At 35.1% G+C, this 13,691-nt stretch carries 18 protein-coding genes; 10 read left to right on the plus strand and 8 right to left on the minus strand.

Going from position 1 to position 13,691, the window contains the following annotated elements:
* Nucleotides 1-165 precede the first annotated feature (165 nt).
* From rnp3 to rrp42, 7 genes are all read left to right on the plus strand, one after another.
* The gene (gene rnp3, locus ACJROP_RS12170; protein ID WP_406535732.1) at nucleotides 166-876 is read left to right on the plus strand and encodes a ribonuclease P protein component 3; all 711 of its coding nucleotides are present in this window, start codon (nucleotides 166-168) and stop codon (nucleotides 874-876) included.
* Nucleotides 866-1,222 carry an Rpp14/Pop5 family protein gene (locus tag ACJROP_RS12175; protein ID WP_406535762.1) on the plus strand — a complete coding sequence of 119 codons (357 nt, stop codon included), beginning with the start codon at nucleotides 866-868 and terminating at the stop codon, nucleotides 1,220-1,222. The genes rnp3 and ACJROP_RS12175 overlap by 11 nt, the downstream gene beginning before the upstream one ends.
* Nucleotides 1,223-1,440: 218 nt before the next feature.
* Nucleotides 1,441-2,283 (plus strand): archaeal proteasome endopeptidase complex subunit alpha, encoded by an 843-nt coding sequence (gene psmA, locus ACJROP_RS12180; protein ID WP_406535733.1) that lies wholly within the window; start codon nucleotides 1,441-1,443, stop codon nucleotides 2,281-2,283.
* Between the two features lie 34 nt (nucleotides 2,284-2,317).
* On the plus strand, nucleotides 2,318-3,019 hold the full coding sequence (locus ACJROP_RS12185; RefSeq protein ID WP_406535734.1) for a ribosome assembly factor SBDS: 702 nt from the start codon (nucleotides 2,318-2,320) through the stop codon (nucleotides 3,017-3,019).
* Between the two features lie 19 nt (nucleotides 3,020-3,038).
* Nucleotides 3,039-3,956: an exosome complex RNA-binding protein Rrp4 gene (gene rrp4 / locus ACJROP_RS12190; protein WP_406535735.1), complete on the plus strand. Its 918-nt coding sequence runs from the start codon at nucleotides 3,039-3,041 to the stop codon at nucleotides 3,954-3,956.
* Nucleotides 3,957-3,980: 24 nt separating this feature from the next.
* Nucleotides 3,981-4,676, plus strand: a complete 696-nt coding sequence (rrp41, locus tag ACJROP_RS12195; protein WP_406535763.1) for an exosome complex exonuclease Rrp41 — start codon at nucleotides 3,981-3,983, stop codon at nucleotides 4,674-4,676.
* A gap of 12 nt (nucleotides 4,677-4,688) precedes the next feature.
* Nucleotides 4,689-5,474, plus strand: coding sequence for an exosome complex protein Rrp42 (gene rrp42 / locus ACJROP_RS12200; RefSeq protein WP_406535736.1), 786 nt, complete (start codon nucleotides 4,689-4,691; stop codon nucleotides 5,472-5,474).
* Here rrp42 and ACJROP_RS12205 read toward each other — a convergent pair.
* Genes ACJROP_RS12205 through ACJROP_RS12230 form a run of 6 tightly spaced genes read right to left on the minus strand, consistent with a single transcriptional unit; the run spans nucleotide 5,471 to nucleotide 9,553 of the window.
* Nucleotides 5,471-6,100, minus strand: a complete 630-nt coding sequence (locus ACJROP_RS12205; RefSeq protein ID WP_406535737.1) for a molybdenum cofactor guanylyltransferase — start codon at nucleotides 6,098-6,100, stop codon at nucleotides 5,471-5,473. The genes rrp42 and ACJROP_RS12205 overlap by 4 nt on opposite strands.
* Before the next feature lie 17 nt (nucleotides 6,101-6,117).
* Nucleotides 6,118-6,879 carry a hypothetical protein gene (locus ACJROP_RS12210; protein WP_406535738.1) on the minus strand — a complete coding sequence of 254 codons (762 nt, stop codon included), beginning with the start codon at nucleotides 6,877-6,879 and terminating at the stop codon, nucleotides 6,118-6,120.
* A gap of 12 nt (nucleotides 6,880-6,891) precedes the next feature.
* Nucleotides 6,892-7,455, minus strand: coding sequence for a precorrin-6Y C5,15-methyltransferase (decarboxylating) subunit CbiT (gene cbiT, locus ACJROP_RS12215; RefSeq protein WP_406535739.1), 564 nt, complete (start codon nucleotides 7,453-7,455; stop codon nucleotides 6,892-6,894).
* Nucleotides 7,456-8,004, minus strand: coding sequence for a UbiX family flavin prenyltransferase (locus ACJROP_RS12220; protein ID WP_406535740.1), 549 nt, complete (start codon nucleotides 8,002-8,004; stop codon nucleotides 7,456-7,458).
* Nucleotides 8,005-8,013: 9 nt separating this feature from the next.
* Entirely contained in the window at nucleotides 8,014-9,240 is a 1,227-nt protein-coding gene (locus ACJROP_RS12225) for an HD domain-containing protein (protein ID WP_406535741.1), read from the minus strand.
* Between the two features lie 4 nt (nucleotides 9,241-9,244).
* Nucleotides 9,245-9,553 carry a hypothetical protein gene (locus ACJROP_RS12230; protein WP_406535742.1) on the minus strand — a complete coding sequence of 103 codons (309 nt, stop codon included), beginning with the start codon at nucleotides 9,551-9,553 and terminating at the stop codon, nucleotides 9,245-9,247.
* A 349-nt stretch (nucleotides 9,554-9,902) separates the two neighbouring features.
* On the opposite strand from ACJROP_RS12230, the gene ACJROP_RS12235 reads away from it, so the two are divergent.
* Together ACJROP_RS12235 and ACJROP_RS12240 are read left to right on the plus strand one after the other, a co-directional pair.
* The gene (locus ACJROP_RS12235) at nucleotides 9,903-11,117 is read left to right on the plus strand and encodes an ammonium transporter (RefSeq protein ID WP_406535743.1); all 1,215 of its coding nucleotides are present in this window, start codon (nucleotides 9,903-9,905) and stop codon (nucleotides 11,115-11,117) included.
* Between the two features lie 8 nt (nucleotides 11,118-11,125).
* Nucleotides 11,126-11,464: a P-II family nitrogen regulator gene (locus tag ACJROP_RS12240; protein WP_406535744.1), complete on the plus strand. Its 339-nt coding sequence runs from the start codon at nucleotides 11,126-11,128 to the stop codon at nucleotides 11,462-11,464.
* Nucleotides 11,465-11,537: 73 nt separating this feature from the next.
* Here ACJROP_RS12240 and ACJROP_RS12245 read toward each other — a convergent pair whose 3' ends face one another.
* The gene (locus ACJROP_RS12245; RefSeq protein WP_406535745.1) at nucleotides 11,538-12,140 is read right to left on the minus strand and encodes a S24/S26 family peptidase; all 603 of its coding nucleotides are present in this window, start codon (nucleotides 12,138-12,140) and stop codon (nucleotides 11,538-11,540) included.
* A 4-nt stretch (nucleotides 12,141-12,144) separates the two neighbouring features.
* Entirely contained in the window at nucleotides 12,145-12,822 is a 678-nt protein-coding gene (gene aroD / locus ACJROP_RS12250; protein ID WP_406535746.1) for a type I 3-dehydroquinate dehydratase, read from the minus strand.
* 141 nt (nucleotides 12,823-12,963) lie between these two features.
* Here aroD and ACJROP_RS12255 point away from each other — a divergent pair, with 141 nt between their 5' ends.
* Nucleotides 12,964-13,689 carry a hypothetical protein gene (locus ACJROP_RS12255; RefSeq protein WP_406535747.1) on the plus strand — a complete coding sequence of 242 codons (726 nt, stop codon included), beginning with the start codon at nucleotides 12,964-12,966 and terminating at the stop codon, nucleotides 13,687-13,689.
* Nucleotides 13,690-13,691 lie beyond the last annotated feature (2 nt).

The following is a 13,691-nucleotide window of genomic DNA, read 5'->3' on the forward strand; positions in this document are numbered from 1 at the left end:
GGGGATAGCACGGTAATCCTATGCTCAAAAGAGCATACAGCCCGTGAAGTAAGAATCCTCAACTTCTACAAGTTGAGGTAGTTCAAAGATATCAATAGTGATTCAATATCACTATTATATTTTTTTTAAAAAATTATTAATAGATAAAATAATAGAGTATTTACCATGTTTTTTGATTTGAATATTAGAGGAAGTGGCTTTGAAGATAATGTCCAATTAGCCAATGAGGCTTCCAGATATGGTTGGAGCCATATTAATTTTTCATATAATCAAGATGATTTTAAAGAAGCGCTGGAGTTAAGAAAAGATTTGGAAAACAATCTGCATGATGTAATCGACTTTGATTATACTTTGGAAATTAAATCAACTAACATTAATGAAATTAGAAAGCTTACAAACAAGTTCAGAAGTAAGGCTTCCTGCATTTCAGTCGTCGGTGGAGATTTAAAAGTTAACAGGCTTGTTGTTGAGGGCATGAGGGTTGACGTTTTATCAAGACCTTATTTAAGAAGATATGATTCCGGCCTGAACCATGTTCTTGCAAAGGAAGCATTGAACAATAATGTTGCAATTGAATTATGCTTTAAGGATGTCCTAAGAAGTTATCTCTCTCACAGATCCAAAATCCTATCTAATTTTAAGGACATTTATACACTATACAGAAAATTTGATTTTCCATTAATTTTATCATCTAGAGCAGACTCCGTTTTTGATATCAGGACCACACAGGATTTTATTTCATTTTTTAAACAGACAGGTTTGAATGATGTGGAAATTGCAAAGTCATTTGAGACTTCAAAAGATATTCTGGAATTTAACAAGAATAGGGATAAGATGATTTTTAGAGGTGTCAGGAGGGTTGATGATGAGGCTTAAGGTTTTACCTCCTACGCTTAGAAAGAACAACCGATATCTGACAGTAGATATTAAATCCGCCTCTCCAGTCACTAAAGATAATCTGGTTTCAATTGTGTGGGATGCCTGTATCCGTTTTCAGGGGGAGCTGATGACAGCCAACTTCAATTTGTGGGTCATGAGATTTTATGAACTTGATAACAATGCTGATGTTTATAACTATAAGGCCATTGTCAGATGCCAAAGGGATTTCGTTGATGAAGTAAGGTCTTCTTTAGCATTGGTTAACAAATATGATGGAGGCAGGATTGCCATAACCACTATTGGTTTGTCTGGAACCATTAAAGCTTCACAGAAATTCATTTAATTACTTTTTGTTATTATAAAATAGAAAGATTTATAAATAATTTATATATATAAATAACAATTGAATTTATGGAAAAAGAATAAAAAAATATTTTAATTATTCTACGATGTAGGGATTAAAATAAAAAATTTGCCTTTTCACGGAGATTTGGTTTTATTTTTTTTATGTAGTTGAATATGAAATTTATAAAAAATATTTATAAAATGTGAGGTATAATCATGCAACCTTTACAAAACGCAGGATATGATAGGGCTATTACCGTATTTAGCCCAGATGGAAGACTTTTCCAAGTAGAATATGCAAGAGAAGCTGTTAAAAGAGGAACTACATCTATTGGTGTTAAATGTTCAGAAGGTATTGTTTTAGCTGTTGATAAAAGAACCACTTCAAAATTAGTTGAAGCATCATCTATCGAAAAAATATTTAAAATCGATGAACATATCGGAGCAGCTACTTCAGGTCTTGTTGCTGATGCAAGAGCTTTGGTTGAAAGGGCAAGAGTTGAAGCACAAATTAATAAAATCACCTATAGTGAACCTATTCGTGTAACCAGCTTATCTAAAAAGTTATGTGACATGTTACAGTTATATACCCAAAATGGTGGAGTAAGGCCGTTCGGCTCTGCTTTAATCATTGGTGGAATATACAATGGAAAATGCAAATTGTTCGAAACCGATCCTAGTGGAGCATTAATCGAATATAAAGCAACCGCTATCGGTTCAGGCAGGTCAGCTGCTATGGAAATATTTGAAGAAAAATACGAAGATGACTTGACATTGGATGGGGCTATTGCATTAGCATTAACCGCTATCAGCCAAGCTACTGACCATGATACCACTTCAAATAACGTTGAAATAGCAGTTATCAAAATCGAAGATGAAAAATACGTAAAACTCTCTCAAGATGAAGTACAAAAATACATTGATGAAGTACTCGTTGAAGAAGAAGAGGAAGAAGCAGAAGAAGAATCTGAACAAGAGTCTGAAGAAGAAGCTGAAGACGCAAAAGAAGATTCTGAAGATGATTCCGAAGACAAATCTGAAGATGAGAGTGAAGAATAATCTTATTTCTATAATTTAGTTAGGGGATGTTTCAATGGTAAATGTTGATGAAGCTATTATTGCTAAATACGAATACTCTGGTGAGCACTTTGAGATATTGGTTGACCCTGATTTGGCAGCAGATTTTCGCAATCCCGATGGCCCAGATGTTGCCATTGAAGATCTTTTAGCTGTTGAAGAAATTTTTAAAGACGCCAAAAAAGGCGATAAGGCTTCTGATGAAGCAATGAACAAAATATTTGAAACTACAGATCCTATTGAAGTTTCCAAAATCATACTTGAAAAGGGAACTGTTCAGTTAACTGCAGACCAAAAAAGAAAAATGCAAGAGGATAAAAGAAAATTGGTTATCAATAAGATAGCTAAAGAAGCCATCAATCCTCAAAATGGTTTACCTCATCCAGTTCAAAGAATTGAAAATGCTTGTGATGAGGCAAAAGTCAAGTTCGAACCATTTACTTCTGTTGACCAGCAAGTACAGGTTGCCTTGAAAGCCATTAAACCGCTAATTCCAATCAGATTCGAAAAAGTTAAGATGGCTGTTAGGCTTCCGGCTTCTGCTACTGGAAGGGCTTTTTCTGCTATTCATGGATTTGGTGAAATTATAAATGAAGAATGGCAACAAGATGGTTCATGGATTGGCATTATAGAAATGCCAGGCGGTCTTCAGAATTCTTTTGCTGCAAAAATGGCTGAAATTTCAAGTGGACAAGCAGAAACTAAGATTATTAAATAATTAGGCTTATGGGATTATTATGATATATGTGGAAAATAAAGATTTAGTTATTCCTGGTCAGATATTAGCTGACGATGAATACTATTCAGGAAGAGGTACCTTTAAAGAGAATGGTAAAATTTGTTCTTCTTTAATGGGACTTGTTTCTTTGAGGAATAAAAAACTTAGAGTCATTCCTCTTAAAAGCAAATATGTTCCTAAAAAAGGAGATGTTGTTATAGGTAAAATCAATGATGTCAGATTCTCAATGTGGGATGTAGACATTAATTCACCTTACTCTGGAATTTTGCCTGCTTTTGAAGTGTTTGGTCGTGAGAAAAAAGAGCTCAACAAAGTTTATGATGTTGGGGATGTTCTGTTTTTAAGAGTTGTCGATGTTGATGAAATCAAAAAGGCAAAACTCGGTTTGAAAGGAAGAGGAATGGGCAAGTTTAAAGGAGGAATCATCGTAGATATCGCTCCAACCAAAGTTCCTAGATTGATTGGTAAAAAAGGTTCTATGATCAACATGATTAAAGATAAGACAAAATGTAAGATTGTCGTTGGTCAAAATGGTCTTGTCTGGGTAAAAGGTGACGAAGACATGGAACAACTTACCAAAAACATAATTCATTTGATTGAAGCTGAAGCTCATACTTCCGGTTTAACTAATAAAATCAAAAACAAATTATATTTGGCTATTGATGGTGAATTGCCACCTGAAGAAGTTGAAGAATCCGAAGAGGAAGAATTTGTTTTGGAAAAACCTAAACTTCAAAATTTTAAAGAAGAATTAGAACAAGAAGAAAAAGAAGCAGAAGAGAAAAAAGAGAAAGAAGAAAAACCTAACATTGCTGAGGTCATTGAAGAATTAAAAAGAAAAAATATGAACAAAAAAGATAATACCTTATCTTATGGTGATAACTCAAATAATTCTTTTATATTGAATAATAAATAATTCTTCGCAGATTAAGAGGTTGATATAATGTCAGAATTTATTAGAAAGGATGGTAGGAAATATAATGAATTACGTCCTATCAAAATTGAAGCAGGAGTGCTTGAACGTGCAGATGGTTCAGCTTACTTAGAAGTTGGTGGAAATAAGATTTTAGTAGCTGTATATGGTCCTAGAGAATCCTATATCAGAAGATTACTTGAACCAAATACTGGTGTTATTAGATGCAGATACAATATGGCGCCATTTTCAGTAGATGACAGAAAAAGACCAGGACCTGACAGAAGATCATCTGAAATATCTAAAATTACAGCTGATGCCTTAAGACCAGCTTTAATGTTAGAAAATTACCCTCGTTCAATGGTTGATGTTTATATAGAAGTAATAGAAGCTGAAGGTGGAACCCGTTGTGCGGGAATTACAGCGGCTGCTGTTGCACTTGTAGATGCAGGAGTGCCTATGAAAGATATTGTTGTAGGCTGTGCTGCAGGTAAAGTTAATGATGAAATCGTGCTTGACTTATCCGAATATGAAGATAAAGAAGGACAAGCTGATGTTCCAATAGCTATCATGCCAAGAACTGGCGAAGTTACATTATTGCAAAGTGACGGTAATTTAACTGAGGAGGAATTTGCAAAAGCAATTGATTTGGCTATGGAAGGATGTCGTCAAGTAAGCGAGCTTCAAAAAGAAGCATTAATGAAAAAATATGCTACAGAATAGTGGGTGGATAATATGGATATAGTACCAGAAATTACAAGACAAAGCATAAATAACCTTGTCAAAAATGATAAAAGAGAAGATGGCAGGGGATTAACTGACTATAGGGAAATTACTATTGAAACTGATGTTATTTCTAAAGCTGAAGGTTCTGCTCGCGTAACTCTTGGTGGAACTCAAGTTATTGTTGGTATTAAACCACAACTTGGAAGCCCATTTCCTGACACTCCTGATTTAGGAGTTTTAATGACTAACTGTGAAATGTTACCAATGGCTGATCCTACCTTTGAACCAGGACCACCTAGCGATGATTCAATCGAACTTGCACGTGTAGTTGACAGAGGCATTCGTGAAAGTGAATTAGTGGAATTGGATAAGTTATGTGTTGAAGAAGGAAAACACGTCTGGATGCTATTCATCGATTTGCACATTATCGATAACTGCGGAAACCTTTTCGATGCATGTGAATTGGCTGTAATGGCAGCGCTCAAATCCACTAAATTGCCTGTTGCAACTATTGTTGACGAAGAAGTAGTCATCAGTGAAGAGGAAACCTTTGATTTACCAATTAACAATGAATTAGCTTTATGTACTTTTGTTAAAATTGGTGATAAGATGGTTATTGACCCAACATTGGATGAAGAAAGAGTAGCTAGTGCTCGTTTGAATGTTGGTGTTACAAAAGATGGTCGCATCTGTTCCATGCAAAAAGGTGGAAAAGAACCATTAACTAAAGATGACATTCTTTACTGTGTAAATACAGCTGTAACAAAAGTAAAAGAATTAATTGAAAATCTTTAGATGTCTTCTGGACGATTAAGATTTTTAAATTCTTTTTTTTCTATTTTTTTATTATCAATTAAAACAAATTTCGTATCTATTTTTTCTATTAGTCCCTTAATGTGCAAAATATCATCATTGACTAAATTTTCAATTTCGGGAATGACATTCTTATTATAGATTGAATGCAGCGGTTCTGATGTTCTTATTTTATTGTTAACATCATGATATGGGACAATAGCCTGATAATCTCTATCAATTTCAGAAAAAATAGTTTGGATATAATTTTTGGAAACATAAGGGCTATCGCAAGGCAATATCAATGCATACTCGCTTTTGATTTTTTCAAGTCCGGTCATGATTCCCGGCATCGGCCCTTTGTTTTTGATTTTATCTTCACAAAATGTGATGGTGTAAGTGTATTCTTCTGGACCAATAAATTCGCCATATTTGCCAATCCTTTCCTTATCATTTAAAACGATTATCGCTTCATCAATTATGTGGTTTAAAGTAGAAAGGATGTGTTTTATCATAGGTTTGTCTTGAATAATCAAAGAACCTTTATCACGACCCATTCTTCTACTCTGCCCTCCACATAAAACAATGCAAGATTTAATATTTTCACCGTTTTTAGTTTCGCTACTCATATTAAATCTCTCCTAAATCATTCTTTTACATAAACAGATGCATCTTCATCAAACGGATTGGTACGTATGACTAATGCAATCATGTAAGGGTAATGTTTATCCAAGTATTTTAGATAGTAAACCCATTCATGCACTAATTTGTTATATACCCTTTGCATATCTCCATTCAAGTGTCCGAAGTCAGCATCATTTACTAAGGCCAAGTCGGTTCTGTGTTCCAATTCCTCATCCAAATGGAGAATCGCATTTATCAAACCGGTAAACTCTTCCTTTTCAAGCAGATTAGGGTTGTTAATTAAGTTTACAATGAATTCTCTTTTATTAACAAGCAAATCCCTTAAGTTTTCTAAAAACTCTTCCCTTTGTTCCACGGGGATATCAGCTGAAAAGTCAATTGAAGTGTCTTTGAGTTCTGCAAGTTTGTTTTCATAGTCCTTTTGATTCCAATCTTTGATTGATTTTAAGTTTTCAGTATTTGTCTTATATTTATTTACGCTACTTAACTGACTGATTAAGTCATTTCCAACTTCAGAGAAGAATGTGCTCATGAGCATATCCAATTTCTCAAGCATGGCTTCCTTTTCTTTTTTTTCAATAATTTCATCAAGAATGAATGCTACAACAAGTATATCAACTGGAATGAAACCTAAGTGAGTCCAGACATAGGATATGATGTGTTCACCGTCACCCAATACAATGTAATTGGATCCATAGATGATAATTATCAAAATAATCATTAATATTGAAAATTTAATTTTCCAACGTTTATGTTCATCCATTTTTTAATCTCCCTATCTTTTTTTAGCGGTTATAATAGCGATTGGGTTTTCACTAATCATTAAAACTCCACGATCAAGGACTCTGCCGTTGGAAACATTGACTTCCATGATTTTTGGATTGTATCCTAAATCTTTAAGTTTATTGATAGCTTCAACCTTTGTGTCTACTAAAATTGCTGTAATTATGATTCTACCTTTTGAATTCAATTTTTCATGAACAATGTCCAGGATATTTTCAAGTTGCCTGCCACTGCCCCCAACAATGGCAATGTCAATATCATCAATATCCTTTAAGGCATTTGCCCCATCATCGTTTATTAATGTGACATTGTCTCCAAGACCGAACTGTTTAAGGTTTTTTGAAGTTATTTCGATTGCTTCGGGGTTGGTATCGATGGATATCACTTCACGAGCACGCTCGGAAAACTCGCAGGTTATTCCTCCGGTTCCGCATCCGCAGTCAACAACCTTATCTTCAGAGGTAACCCCTGATTTATATAGGATTATAGCCCTAATGGCTTCTTTTGTAGGTCCTGGCACATCACAGGATTTGATGAAATCCTTATCTTCTAACATTTACTCCCACCTTTCAAATAAGTTATTTTCAATTTTTAAGGAATCCAATATTTTCCCGACAATGAAGTTAATCTGGTCATCAACCGTATCATGGGTTGAGTAGAATCCAGGCATTGCAGGTAAGATTATGGCTCCTTCTTGTGATAATGTTAGCATATTTTGTAAATGGATGCTTCTAAGTGGAGTTTCGCGAGGAACAATAACGACTGTTCTGCGTTCTTTTAAACTCACATCAGCAACTCTTGTTATTGTATTTGCTCCATATCCATTAGCTATTGAGGATAATGTTTTCATGGAGCATGGTACAATAGCCAAGGCATCCGCTTTAAATGATCCGCTGTTTATGGAAGCGGTCAAGTCATTAAAATCATAATATGTGTCCGCAAGTTTGATTATGTCTTCTATCTCATAATCGGTTTCTGATTCGATGACGATTTTTGCGGCATCACTGATAACTAATGAATTTTCTATATTCAAGTCCTTTAGAGCTTCAAGGAGTCTTATTCCATATATTACTCCACTAGCTCCGGTAATTGCAACAACAATCATATCTATCGCCTAAAATAGTTTAATTTGGTCATAATGTATTCCATGGAATTTTTCCCTGTCAATTTCAGGTAAATCCAAGTAGTTTTCAAGTTTGAATTTATTGAATTTGCCTTTTTCTTCCTCTTTAACATAAACGCTAATGTCCGGAATATTGAATCTTGCCTTACTGAGCGCTCCGATAATGTTTGATATTTCAGTTAAAGGGTATAATTTCCCGTCCACACTGACTTGGGTTTTCATTTCATCAAACCTAGGATATTCAGCAATGTTTATGAATACATAATCTTTATCAAGACCGTAATCTTCAGCAATTTCCTCTTCAGCTTTTCTAAGGGTTTCTTGCTTAATCTTATACATCTTTTCAGGATGTTTGAAATTATCCAGTCTTATGCTTTTCACTCTTTTCATGATGCGCCTTTCATCTAATCTGGACATTATGTCATTTGCAAATTCGTTATCGCAGTGTCTGAATGTTCCAATCAAATCGGCATCATCGTACTTGTAAATGTTTTTCTCATCGATGATGTCCTCATCAATCACTTTCTTAAGAGCCCTTCTGAACATGGAATTGACGATTCTTGTTGTGTGGTGTTGGTAGACACTAGGATACATGAAATACCTTGAAACGAGAGCTCCTTCAGCAGCTTGAACGCCTTTAATGTCCAGTATCAATCCATCTTCCAATTTCAAATTTGAAATGATTCTTTCATAATCGATTATTCCGTAAGCCACTCCGGTATTGTGTGAGTCTCTTAAAAGGTAATCCATTCTGTCAACATCGAGTTCGCCGGAAACGATTGGACCTAGATGGCCTTTTCCGGTAACAATGTCAACGATGTCATTGACGTCAAATTTTTCCTCAAGCAAATCTCTCATTGATGTTTCTGTAACTACGAATTTGGTCAGTTCTTCATGGGGAACAGATAAAACGCCTTCGGACACATGTGAGAACGGGCCGTGGCCAACATCATGCAGGAGTGCTGAAGCCCTAATCAGTTCTATTTCATATTCTTCTAAATTAAGTTCTGTAGCTAGTTTAGATCCAAGATTCATTGTTCCAATTGAATGTTCAAATCTGGTGTGTGTAGCTCCAGGATATATCAGGCTTATTAATCCTAATTGCTTTATTCTTCTTAAGCGTTGGAATTGGGGCATGTCCATAATTCTTACTTCAAAATCGTTTAAGTTAATATCTCCATAGACACTATCTCTGATAAACTTTTTCTTTTCACTCATTTTATCAGTCTTCCTCAAATTCATTATCTGTTATGTTCAAATCATCAAATGTATCATTCCAATCATCTATTGTATCCTCTAAATCTGTTGTGTTTGCGGTTGTGTTATTTGTATAATTGGTTTCAACTTTAGGAATAATTGTTGGAACCTTGTTTATGTAGTTTGGTTCAAATGAATCATTGTCAATTGGAATCAGTTTATATGAATCATTATCTTCAGTAATTGTAAGACTAGCAAATGCAGAACTAACGCCAAAGGCAATTAAACCTATTATTAAAAATACAATTAGATTTGCTTTTACTGAGTCTTTCATAATAACACTTTATTTGATTTTGATTATTAATATAATCTATATTATTACTATTTTTCTTAAAAGCTATTATTTAAGATTTTCTTAAAAAATCGATTTTTAACTGTCTTTTTGTTTATCTTTTTTTATTTTTTGTTGAACTGTTTATTGTTTTTTTAATTTTTGCATATTTTTGTTTAATCTTTAATTGAATTGTTACTTTTTGTACATTGATTTTTGTTTTTACAAAAGGTTTATATACTATGGGGTTCAATTACTATATATCGGAATGATACTTCCGACATATTATTGCCGGCGATTTCCGGCGAATTGAAATTTATTAAATTAATTAAAATTAAATGAGTAAGATATAATGGTAGTTTTTAGTGGAGGCGACACAGCATGGGTGCTTATTTGCAGTCTTTTAGTATTAATAATGAGTATTCCAGCGGTCGCATTTTTTTATGGAGGATTAAGTAAACGTAAAAATGTTTTAAATACAATATTTCTAACTTTCATTGCATTTTCAATTGTAAGTGTAATTTGGGTAATATTCGGTTACCAATTCGCATTTGGTAGCGACATGTGGGGAATCATTGGATCTCCAACAAATTTCTTCTTGCAAGGAATTGCATTAGATGATTTAAGTGGATCAATTCCAACATTATTGTTTGTGATGTTCCAATGTGCTTTTGCAGGATTGACTGTAGCACTTATTTCCGGAGCATTGGTTGGAAGGATGAAAACAAAAGCATGGGTGCTTTTCACAATCTTATGGATTTGTTTAGTATACATCCCTGTCGCCCACTGGGTATGGGGTGGAGGATGGTTAATGCAGATGGGTGCACTTGACTTTGCAGGAGGTGCAGTAGTTCACATGAACTCAGGTGCAGCAGCATTGGCTGTCGCAATAGTGTTAGGAAAAAGAAAAGACACTTCATTGATACCACACAACCTAGGTTATGCTGTTTTAGGTGCAGCATTGCTCTGGTTCGGTTGGATGGGATTCAATGGTGGATCAGGTCTTGCAGCAGACGGTCTTGCAGCAAACGCAATTATCGTATCAAATGTTGCAGCGGCTACAGCATTGATTGTTTGGACCGCATTAGATACATATGTGGTCGGAAAACCAACTGTATTAGGTGCAATTTCCGGTGCAGTTGCAGGTCTTGTGGCTATCACTCCAGCAGCAGGATTTGTCGATGTTCCAGGAGCAATAGCTATTGGTGCAATCGCTCCATTCGTTTCATACTTTGCAATCTACTACTTAAAACCAAAATTTGGATACGACGATGCTTTGGATGTATGGGGAATACACGGTATGTCTGGAGTATGGGGTGCAGTTGCAACAGGTATCTTCGCAGTGCCGGCAATTAATGGAGCTACAGGTTTACTTTATGGAAACCCGGAACAATTCTTGATACAAGTAATTAGTGTAGTTGCTACTTTAATATATTCATTTACCTTAAGCTATATATTTGCTAAAGTTCTAGATAAATCAATGAATGGTATTAGAGTTGAGGATTATGAAGAAATCGGAGGATTAGACACTAATCTTCACGAAGAATCAGCATATAACTTTAACTAGGTGATTAGATGAAAAGTATTGTTGCTATTATAAGACAAGAAAAAATCACAGAGGTAAAAAATGCCCTTTTGGAAGTAGGATGCGAGGGCATGAACGTAACAGAAGTAAAAGGAAGAGGAAGTCAAAGAGGTATAAAGGAATCCTATAGGGGGTCCAGTTACTGTATCGATTTGATTCCGAAAACACGTGTTGAAATCGTTGTAAAGGACGAAGAAGTGGACACCATTGTTGAAGCGATAATCAAAGGTGCACACACAGGTAACATTGGAGATGGAAAAATCTTCATTTACCCAATTGACAATGTAATAAGAATCAGGACTGGCGAAGAGGGGGACAGCGCTGTGTAGTCTCCCAAAACTTGAATTAATTTGTTTGTAATTTCCTTCGGAAATAATGCTCGTGCATTATTTCCATTTTTTTTTAATATGCTACAACAACACCACCGATGTCAGATATGTCAACCCAGGTTGTTATGCCTTTGACTTCATATAAGACGCCATTGATACGTTCGTAAGACACCTGTTTATTGTCGCTGACTAGATGAACATCATTGCCATCGATTTGATCGACTCTTTTTATGATTCCACCATATTCATCAGAATCGGCCACAACAATATCGCCGACATGAATATCATGAGTTTTATTTAGAAGAACAGTCTGTCCATCCTGCAATGTCGGTAGCATTGAGGTTCCGTCAACATAAACAATAACTGGTATTTGATCAGGGCCTAAAACCGAATCGACATTGACTTCAACATCTTCAAGCCCATAATAACTGCAGATATCGCCAATGCCATTCTTAAGGGTTGTTGCATCTGAAGTGGTGTCATTCATCACGTTCAATGTATAGTCGCATATTTCACTGTTTAGGCTTTGAGTGTCAATGCCTGAAAGTGTAAATGTGCTTACGGTAACATTTTCACCATCGATATAGACATCTACGGAATCATTTCCAATAAGAAATATTCCTGCAATAATCAATAAAATAAGTATTATTAGAGCTAAAATAATCTTTTTAGCCATAAGATCACTCGTCCATGATATTTAAGTTCATATTTAAAAGAGCTTTCATTGTTTCAATGTCGATTTGTCCTGGTGCGGTTACGTCGGTTCCGGCTGCAAAGGTTATCGGTGAGTCAAATTTTGATGCCATTACTCTGGTATAGCTTCCCAAATCACCCATTGAAATGGCTATTGTGTCTTTGCAGTGTGAAAGAACGGCTAATATTGTCAATGTATCTTCTAAGTTTTGCGGCATGAAAGCGACTTTTGCAATGTCTCCTAATTCATGCTCTTTTTCGATAATGTACATGATTTCATTCAGTTCTGGTGTTTTTTCGAAATCATGATAGGAAACGATTGTAGTAACGCCGGTATCATGGATTTTGTGGATGTATTCATCATCACTTTGTAGCTCAATGTCCACATATTCAACCAAATCGCAGCATTCATATAGAATATTGACTCTCTCTTCTTCTGAGCCCTTAAATGATCCTCCTTCCGTGCTGATTCTGTTTGTAGCTATCATCGGAAAGTTGATTTCCTCAATTGTATTTTTGATTTCATTGATGTCGGGGTTTTTTAGGCCATCTATCCTAAATTCCAAAATATCGGCTCCCTTATCAATACAGTCTTTGGCTACTTCAATTACATCTTTGCAATTTTTTTGAAATATGGGAATTGCGATTTTTGTTTGAGAATACATTATGTAATATATTTATTTTAATGTTATTAATTAAATTTTCTTCAATATACTCTTAATCTTTAAATAAATTAAGTAACATAATATATATCAATAAAATATTATATTTTATTATTTAATAAATCAATTATACAAGGTGTTAATTTGAAAGTTACAGCTATAGGTGCAGATATATCTAGAAACGATGTATCATGCAGTTCTAAGCTAGTAGAAACCATAGAAAAGAACCTTTATACTCTTAAGGAATTGGGTGCAAGGGATGCCGCTTTAACAAATGTCACAGGTGATGATGTGGTTATTAGTGCATTTGTTGAAGATGACTTGCTTGAACCAGTTAATGAAGGTATTGTTAATATTTTAAAGATGAGTGCAGAGAATTTAGGGGATTTATCCGGAATTTCAAAAGATCCTGAAAATGCCGGCGAGGGAATTTCATATGCTGAAGCAAACATCAGGCCGGATAGATATCCTGACGCCATTGTTTTAGGTTTTGATACATATGGGGGAGAACCATTTGTTGCGGATGTTGCAAACTCTGCAATTGATGCCGCAAAGGGAATGAAAAATTTGACTGACATTTCCGATTATATCGAGCCGAAAACAAAAGAGATTCCTGGTGTAGGCTATGTATCGCCAGAAACTGACGATCCGGTTGTTGTGGCAACAGTCGAACAAATAGAATCTGTTGGCGTAATTGCCAGTGCAATGATTGGTGCTGCGCTTGGAAATAAGAATGTTTATTTAGTTAAAAGAGGAACAACTTGTAATGTATTGCCGGGCAGCGTAATATTTTCAGCTACTGCCTTTATGAATGGAAATGTAATAGATTTAGCAGTTCCGTTTGAAAATAAAACAAGAATATTAAGATAGGG

Source organism: Methanobrevibacter sp. (assembly GCF_045220775.1).
In the GTDB taxonomy this organism is placed as follows: Archaea; Methanobacteriota; Methanobacteria; order Methanobacteriales; family Methanobacteriaceae; genus Methanocatella.

Coding starts and splice junctions, on each gene's coding strand:
- rnp3 (WP_406535732.1), top strand. CDS start 166: ATGTTTTTTGATTTGAATATTAGAGGAAGTGGCTTTGAAGATAATGTC.
- ACJROP_RS12175 (WP_406535762.1), top strand. CDS start 866: ATGAGGCTTAAGGTTTTACCTCCTACGCTTAGAAAGAACAACCGATAT.
- psmA (WP_406535733.1), top strand. CDS start 1,441: ATGCAACCTTTACAAAACGCAGGATATGATAGGGCTATTACCGTATTT.
- ACJROP_RS12185 (WP_406535734.1), top strand. CDS start 2,318: ATGGTAAATGTTGATGAAGCTATTATTGCTAAATACGAATACTCTGGT.
- rrp4 (WP_406535735.1), top strand. CDS start 3,039: ATGATATATGTGGAAAATAAAGATTTAGTTATTCCTGGTCAGATATTA.
- rrp42 (WP_406535736.1), top strand. CDS start 4,689: ATGGATATAGTACCAGAAATTACAAGACAAAGCATAAATAACCTTGTC.
- ACJROP_RS12205 (WP_406535737.1), bottom strand. CDS start 6,100: ATGAGTAGCGAAACTAAAAACGGTGAAAATATTAAATCTTGCATTGTT.
- ACJROP_RS12210 (WP_406535738.1), bottom strand. CDS start 6,879: ATGGATGAACATAAACGTTGGAAAATTAAATTTTCAATATTAATGATT.
- cbiT (WP_406535739.1), bottom strand. CDS start 7,455: ATGTTAGAAGATAAGGATTTCATCAAATCCTGTGATGTGCCAGGACCT.
- ACJROP_RS12220 (WP_406535740.1), bottom strand. CDS start 8,004: ATGATTGTTGTTGCAATTACCGGAGCTAGTGGAGTAATATATGGAATA.
- ACJROP_RS12225 (WP_406535741.1), bottom strand. CDS start 9,240: ATGAGTGAAAAGAAAAAGTTTATCAGAGATAGTGTCTATGGAGATATT.
- ACJROP_RS12230 (WP_406535742.1), bottom strand. CDS start 9,553: ATGAAAGACTCAGTAAAAGCAAATCTAATTGTATTTTTAATAATAGGT.
- ACJROP_RS12235 (WP_406535743.1), top strand. CDS start 9,903: ATGGTAGTTTTTAGTGGAGGCGACACAGCATGGGTGCTTATTTGCAGT.
- ACJROP_RS12240 (WP_406535744.1), top strand. CDS start 11,126: ATGAAAAGTATTGTTGCTATTATAAGACAAGAAAAAATCACAGAGGTA.
- ACJROP_RS12245 (WP_406535745.1), bottom strand. CDS start 12,140: ATGGCTAAAAAGATTATTTTAGCTCTAATAATACTTATTTTATTGATT.
- aroD (WP_406535746.1), bottom strand. CDS start 12,822: ATGTATTCTCAAACAAAAATCGCAATTCCCATATTTCAAAAAAATTGC.